At 68.3% G+C, this 6,384-nt stretch carries 5 protein-coding genes and 1 tRNA gene; 5 read left to right on the top strand and 1 reads right to left on the bottom strand.

Translation table 11 applies throughout. From position 1 onward, the window contains the following. Positions 1-229: 229 nt before the first annotated feature. Positions 230-303 (bottom strand) — tRNA-Arg (locus ACWEKR_RS07905). Between the two features lie 201 nt (positions 304-504). Between ACWEKR_RS07905 and ACWEKR_RS07900 the strand changes: the two genes are divergently transcribed. From ACWEKR_RS07900 to ACWEKR_RS07880, 5 genes are all read left to right on the top strand, one after another. Next, positions 505-2,538 carry a cytochrome c oxidase assembly protein gene (locus tag ACWEKR_RS07900; protein WP_452353838.1) on the top strand — a complete coding sequence of 678 codons (2,034 nt, stop codon included), beginning with the start codon at positions 505-507 and terminating at the stop codon, positions 2,536-2,538. After that, positions 2,535-3,503: a serine/threonine dehydratase gene (locus ACWEKR_RS07895; RefSeq protein WP_452353837.1), complete on the top strand. Its 969-nt coding sequence runs from the start codon at positions 2,535-2,537 to the stop codon at positions 3,501-3,503. Before ACWEKR_RS07900 ends, ACWEKR_RS07895 begins: the two co-directional genes overlap by 4 nt. 158 nt (positions 3,504-3,661) lie before the next feature. Beyond that, entirely contained in the window at positions 3,662-4,159 is a 498-nt protein-coding gene (locus ACWEKR_RS07890) for a single-stranded DNA-binding protein (protein WP_452353836.1), read from the top strand. 81 nt (positions 4,160-4,240) lie between these two features. Further along, positions 4,241-5,917, top strand: coding sequence for an energy-dependent translational throttle protein EttA (ettA, locus tag ACWEKR_RS07885; RefSeq protein ID WP_195084815.1), 1,677 nt, complete (start codon positions 4,241-4,243; stop codon positions 5,915-5,917). Between the two features lie 321 nt (positions 5,918-6,238). Beyond that, positions 6,239-6,361, top strand: a complete 123-nt coding sequence (locus ACWEKR_RS07880) for a hypothetical protein (RefSeq protein WP_452353835.1) — start codon at positions 6,239-6,241, stop codon at positions 6,359-6,361. The last annotated feature ends 23 nt before the right edge of the window (positions 6,362-6,384 follow it).

Raw genomic sequence — 6,384 nt, 5'->3', positions numbered from 1 at the left:
TGCGGTCTGCACTCACACCCACCACCCCGTGGGCTGCGACAGCAACTGAACACCGATCAAACGACATCGATTCTAGAACCGGGTGGTGTGCCATCGGGGACTGGTCATGCGTGCCACTCGGTCGGTGAACGGTCGGCCCCGGCGAAGATGTCTCGGGCGTTTGAGTTCCGCGGTTGGCGGGTAATAGCACTGGGGGACCCGCATCGTTGCAGGTCCCCCAGCGCTGCTGCGCCCCCGGCAGGAATCGAACCTGCGACCTAGGGATTAGAAGGCCCTTGCTCTATCCAACTGAGCTACGGAGGCAGCGGGTTCCACGATGGCCGACATCGGCCGTGCTGTCCAGCGGGTCGATTATAGCGACCGTCCAAGTGGGCGGATTCTCAGTGTTAGCAAGGTTTCAGCCATCCCGAGACAGTAGGTGACGCGCCGGTGGTGATCCGCGGCCAGGATATCGGTACAAACCCGACCGGGCCACGGAATACTCGCCGAACTACGCTCAGTCGTATGTCGTCCGTCCCCACCTCGTCCGCCGCTCCCCGAGCCGAGGCCGCCCGGTCCGGGGCGAGGTACGCGGCGGTCACCGCGCTGGCCGGCGCCATCGCGGCCGTGGTCGCGGCGCTGGTGGTGGGGTTGTCGGCGGCCCAGGCGCTGAGTCTGCTCGGCATTCCCGACCCGGGCGCGCCGACCACCTACGGACTGCCCGCGATCCGGGCGCTCGCCGATCTGTCAGGGGCGCTGACAGTCGGTTCGCTGCTGTTCGCGGCCTTCCTCGTGCCACCCCAGCGCAATGGGTTGCTGGACGTGGGCGGGTATCGCGCGGTGCGCATGGCGTCGAACTTCGCGGTGCTGTGGGCGTGCTGTGCGGCGCTTCTGGTACCGCTGACGGTCTCGGACACCACTGGTCAGCCGGTGGGGGAGGTGCTTCGGCCGGCCGGTCTGTGGCGGGCCATCGGTCAGATCGAGCTGGCCGGGGCCTGGCGGACGACCGTCGTCTTCGCCCTGATCGTCGCGATCGGTTGCCGGCTCGCGCTGCGCTGGGGCTGGACTCCGGTCTTGCTCGGCGCCGCGATCGCCACCATGATGCCGCTGGCGCTGACCGGGCATTCCTCCTCGGGCGGGTCGCACGACGTGGCGACCAACAGCCTGATCCTGCACCTTGTCTCCTCCGCCGTCTGGGTCGGCGGCTTGTTCGCGGTGCTGGCGCACGCCGTGCGCGGGGGCGCCTACACCGACGTGGCGGCGCGGCGTTTCTCGCTGACCGCCACGGTCGCGTTCGCTGTGATCGCCGTCAGCGGCGTGATCAACTCCTGGGTCCGGGTGCCGCTGGACGAGCTGTTCACCACCACCTACGGCAGGTTGGTGCTGGCCAAAGCCGCGGCGTTGGCGGTGCTCGGCGTGTTCGGTTATCTGCAGCGCCGCGCCGCGCTGCCCGCTCTGGCGGCCGATCCCGGCGACCGCAGGGCGCTGATCCGGTACGCGGGCGTCGAGGTGCTGATCTTCGCCGCGACCATCGGCCTCGCGGTGGGCCTCGGCCGCACGCCGCCGCCACCGCCGGCCTCCGTCCCGACTCCCGTCGAGGTGGAACTGGGCTACGACCTGGCCGGGCCGCCCAGCTCGGCGCGCCTGCTGTTCGACTGGCGGTTCGATCTGATCTTCGGCACGTTGTCGATCGTCCTCGCGGTGCTGTACCTGCTCGGCGTGCGGCGGCTGCGCGCACGGGGTGACGTGTGGCCGGCCGGGCGGACGCTCGCCTGGCTGTCCGGCTGTGTGGTGCTGCTCGTCGCGACCTCCTCTGGTGTGGGCCGGTACTCGCCCGCGATGTTCAGCGTGCACATGGGGGCGCACATGGCGTTGTCGATGCTCGCGCCGATCCTGTTCGCGCTGGGTGGTGCGGTGACGCTGGCGCTGCGCGCGCTGCCCCCGGCGGGCCGCGGCGGCGTGCCCGGTCCGCGGGAATGGCTGCTCGCCGCGGTGCACAACCCGGTGTCGCGTTTCCTGACCCACCCGATCGTGGCCTCGGCGATCTTCGTCGGCGGGTTCTACGCGCTCTACCTGGGCGGCATCTTCGACGCCTACGCCGACTCGCATGCCGCGCACCTGCTGATGAACCTGCACTTCCTGCTCAGCGGCTACCTGTTCTATTGGGTGGTGATCGGCATCGATCCCAAGCCGAGGCAGGTGGAGCCGCTGACCAAGCTCGCCATGGTGTTCGGCTCACTGCCGTTCCACGCGTTCTTCGGCATCGCGCTGATGAGCATGACCACGGTGCTCGGCGGCTGGTTCTACCGCGGTCTCGGTCTCGGCTGGAACGGCGATCTGCTCGGTGACCAGCGCACCGGCGGCAGCCTCGCCTGGGCGAGCGGTGAAGTGCCCCTGGTGGTGGTGATGCTGGCGTTGCTGATCCAATGGTCGCGCAGCGATCAGCGGCTCGCGCGGCGCACCGACCGCGCCGCCGAACGCGACAACGACGCCGCTCTCGCCGCACACAACGCGATGTTCGCCGAGCTGGCCAAGCGAGATGGAGAAGTGCGTAAGTGAGTGAACGCGCCACCACGGTCTCCCCACACAGACCGGCCGGGCGGGTGGAACGGTCGCACGTGCGATCCGCACGCAAGCGGCTGGCGGGCCGGATCCGCAAGACGCCCGTCTTCCACACGTCCGTGGCGAGCCCGTCGGGCCCGGTGCCGGTGACGATGAAACTCGAGCACCTCCAGCACGGCGGGACGTTCAAGGTGCGCGGCAGCCTCAACGCGTTGCTGGAGTCGGGCGACGGCGTCGATCAGGTGGTGATCGCCTCCGGCGGCAACGCGGGCATCGCGGCCGCGCTGGCCGCGGCACGGCTGGACAAGACCTGCACGGTCGTCGTCCCGGAGACGGCGCCGCACACGAAGGTCGCCGCGATGTGGTCGCACGGCGCCGAAGTGCTGTGGCACGGCACCACCTACGCCGAGGCCTTGGCGCACGCGACGGAACTGGCCACCGAACGCGGCGCGCTGTTGCTGCACGGCTACGACCTGCCCGCGGTGGTCGCAGGCATCGGCGTCGTCGGGCTGGAACTCGAAGAGCAGGTGCGCGGGCGTCCGCCGGTGCTGGCCGCGGTGGGCGGCGGCGGACTGATCGCCGGGATCGCGGCGGCGGTCGGGCGCCGTCAACGGGTGATCGGAATCGAGCCCGAGGGTGCGGCGGTCCTGCGCGCGGCGCTGGCGGAGGATCGTCCGGTCGACATCGTCGGGTCCGGAGTCACCGTCGACACCCTGGGGCCGACGCGGATCGGTGACATCGCCCTCGACGTCGCCCGCAGGCACGACGTGCGGTCGCTGCTGGTGAGCGATGACGCGATCACCGCGGCGCGCGAGTATCTGTGGCGCGAATTCCGCATCCTGGTCGAGATGGCGGGCGCCGCGGCGCTGGCGGCCGTGCACAGCGGCGCCTACGTTCCCGCGCCGGATGAGCGACCGGTGATCGTCCTGTGCGGAGCGAATACCGACGTGGCGGTGTTCTGACCGAACGAGGTGAAAGCTCGTTTTTCACATTCGGCGGAGTTGTGCACATTCCGGCAACGGGTCGCTCGGCTTTCGCGGAATCGGCGCACCCTGGAAGTGCCTCCTGGTGGGGGAGGAAATCCGGGCAGACCCGGATCCGAATGTGAAGGGGCGTAATCATGTACGAGGCGAACGCGACCGTGATCGGAACGATCGCCACCCATCCGGTCAAGCGCGATCTGACCAATGGCGAGCAGGTGGTCACCTTCCGGCTGGCGAGCAATTCTCGTCGGCTGGATCACACGTCGGGGCAATGGGTGGACAACGGCACGTTGTATCTCACCGTCAGCTGCTGGCGCCGGCTGGTGGCCGGTGTCGACGCGTCCCTGCGGCGCGGCGATCCGATCATCGCCCACGGCCAGCTGCGCTCGCACGAGTACCGCAGCAAGGACGGCGTCGAACGACGGGATCTGGAGATGCGCGCGACCGCGGTCGGACCGGACCTGTCCCGCTGCACCGCACAGGTGACACGGTGGTCCGACCTGCCGTCGCGGAATACTTCCGAGGCGTCGAGCGCTGAAGGTCGGGTGCCGGTCGGTGCCGCGCTGGGGGAGAATATCGTTACCGCCGGTTCGGCACCGGCTCGCGACAGCACGCCCGAGCCTGCCGACGCTTGATCGCACGACCGGTCTTCGTCCTGCGCGGCAGGGTAGCTCTGCTTCGTCCGCTCATCTCTCGCACCGATAGGCTTCACACTTATGGCTGAGTTCATTTACCAGATGAAGAAGGTTCGCAAGGCGCACGGCGACAAAGTCGTGCTCGACGATGTCACCTTGAACTTCCTTCCCGGCGCCAAGATCGGCGTCGTCGGCCCGAACGGCGCGGGTAAATCCAGCGTGCTGAAGATCATGGCCGGACTGGACCAGCCGAACAACGGTGACGCGTTCCTCGCCGCCGGCGCCACCGTCGGCATCCTGCAGCAGGAACCTCCGCTCAACGAGGAGAAGACCGTCCGCGGCAACGTCGAGGAGGGCATGGGCGAGATCAAGGTGAAGCTGGATCGCTTCAACGAGATCGCCGAGCTGATGGCCACCGACTACTCCGACGAGCTCATGGAGGAGATGGGCAAGCTCCAGGAAGATCTGGATCATGCCGACGCGTGGGATCTGGACTCCCAGCTCGAGCAGGCGATGGACGCGCTGCGCTGCCCGCCGCCGGACGAGCCGGTGACCAACCTCTCCGGTGGTGAGCGCCGCCGGGTGGCGTTGTGCAAGCTGCTGCTGAGCAAGCCCGACCTGCTGCTGCTCGACGAGCCGACCAACCACTTGGACGCCGAGAGCGTGAACTGGCTCGAGCAGCACCTGGCGCAGTACCAGGGCGCCGTGCTCGCGGTCACCCACGACCGGTACTTCCTGGACAACGTCGCCCAATGGATCCTCGAGCTGGATCGCGGCCGCGCCTACCCGTACGAGGGCAACTACTCCACCTACCTGGAGAAGAAGGCCGAGCGGCTCGAGGTCCAGGGCAAGAAGGACCAGAAGCTGCAGAAGCGGCTCAAGGAAGAGCTCGCCTGGGTGCGGTCCGGCGCGAAGGCCAGGCAGGCCAAGAACAAGGCCCGCCTCGGCCGGTACGAGGAGATGGCGGCAGAGGCCGAGAAGATGCGGAAGCTGGACTTCGAGGAGATCCAGATCCCCGCAGGCCCGCGCCTGGGCAACGTGGTGGTGGAGGTCGAGCACCTGGACAAGGGCTTCGGCGACCGCCAGTTGATCAAGGACCTGTCGTTCACCCTGCCCCGCAACGGCATCGTCGGCGTGATCGGTCCCAACGGCGTCGGTAAGACCACGCTGTTCAAGACCATCGTCGGGCTCGAGCAGCCGGACAGCGGCGAGGTGAAGGTCGGCGATACGGTCAAGCTGAGTTACGTCGATCAGAACCGCGCGGGCATCGACCCGAAGAAGACGGTCTGGCAGGTCGTCTCCGACGGCCTGGACTACATCGAGGTCGGCCAGCAGGAGATGCCGTCACGGGCTTACGTGAGCGCATTCGGCTTCAAGGGCCCCGACCAGCAGAAGCCCGCGGGCGTGCTGTCCGGTGGTGAGCGCAACCGGCTGAACCTGGCGATGACGCTCAAGCAGGGCGGGAACCTGATCCTGCTCGACGAGCCGACCAACGACCTCGACGTGGAGACCCTGGGCTCGCTGGAGAACGCGCTGGAGAAGTTCCCCGGCTGCGCGGTGGTCATCTCGCACGACCGCTGGTTCCTCGACCGCACCTGCACCCACATCCTCGCGTGGGAGGGTGACTCCGACAACGAGGCCAAATGGTTCTGGTTCGAGGGCAACTTCGAAGCCTACGAGGCCAACAAGGTCGAGCGCCTCGGCCCGGAAGCGGCCCGTCCGCACCGGGTGACGCACCGCAAGTTGACCCGCGGCTGAGTTCGGCGCGGGGGTGGGTGCGGGCCGCACCCACCCCGGCAACTCGCGGCGCTCGTGCCCGTTCGCTGTGAACGGCAGTCGGACCGGATGGCGGCGAGTCGATTTCGCCGTGTGTGAACCCATTGCTACTGCGGGTGTGCGCACGAAATCGTGGCCGCTGCTGCCTGGTGTTTGCTCATGCGCCGTGGGAGGCGGCGCAGCCGGAGAACAGAGCCGGAAGGGGGGATCGAACGCGCTCGGTGGGGCGGCGCGAAAAGTCTTTGTCGCGAACGCGGAACAGGAGTGACACCTACCCGTGCGTAGCTCGCTAGGGTGGGAGACGTGAATGCGCAGGCGCAGTTCGAGCAATCGGTGGCTTCGACCGCCGGCGCGGTGGTCGAGCTGACCCGAGGTACCGGTGCGGCGCCGCTGCCGCCACGGATACGGCCTGTAGCGCTCACCTGACGTTAGCGGGTCCGATTCTGTGC

The sequence above is a fragment of the Nocardia sp. NPDC004573 genome (genome assembly GCF_053602135.1).
Note: the sequence above shows the minus strand (reverse complement) of the source record. Positions and strands in the feature narration are given on the sequence as shown.

Coding starts and splice junctions, on each gene's coding strand:
- ACWEKR_RS07900 (WP_452353838.1), top strand. CDS start 505: ATGTCGTCCGTCCCCACCTCGTCCGCCGCTCCCCGAGCCGAGGCCGCC.
- ACWEKR_RS07890 (WP_452353836.1), top strand. CDS start 3,662: ATGTACGAGGCGAACGCGACCGTGATCGGAACGATCGCCACCCATCCG.
- ettA (WP_195084815.1), top strand. CDS start 4,241: ATGGCTGAGTTCATTTACCAGATGAAGAAGGTTCGCAAGGCGCACGGC.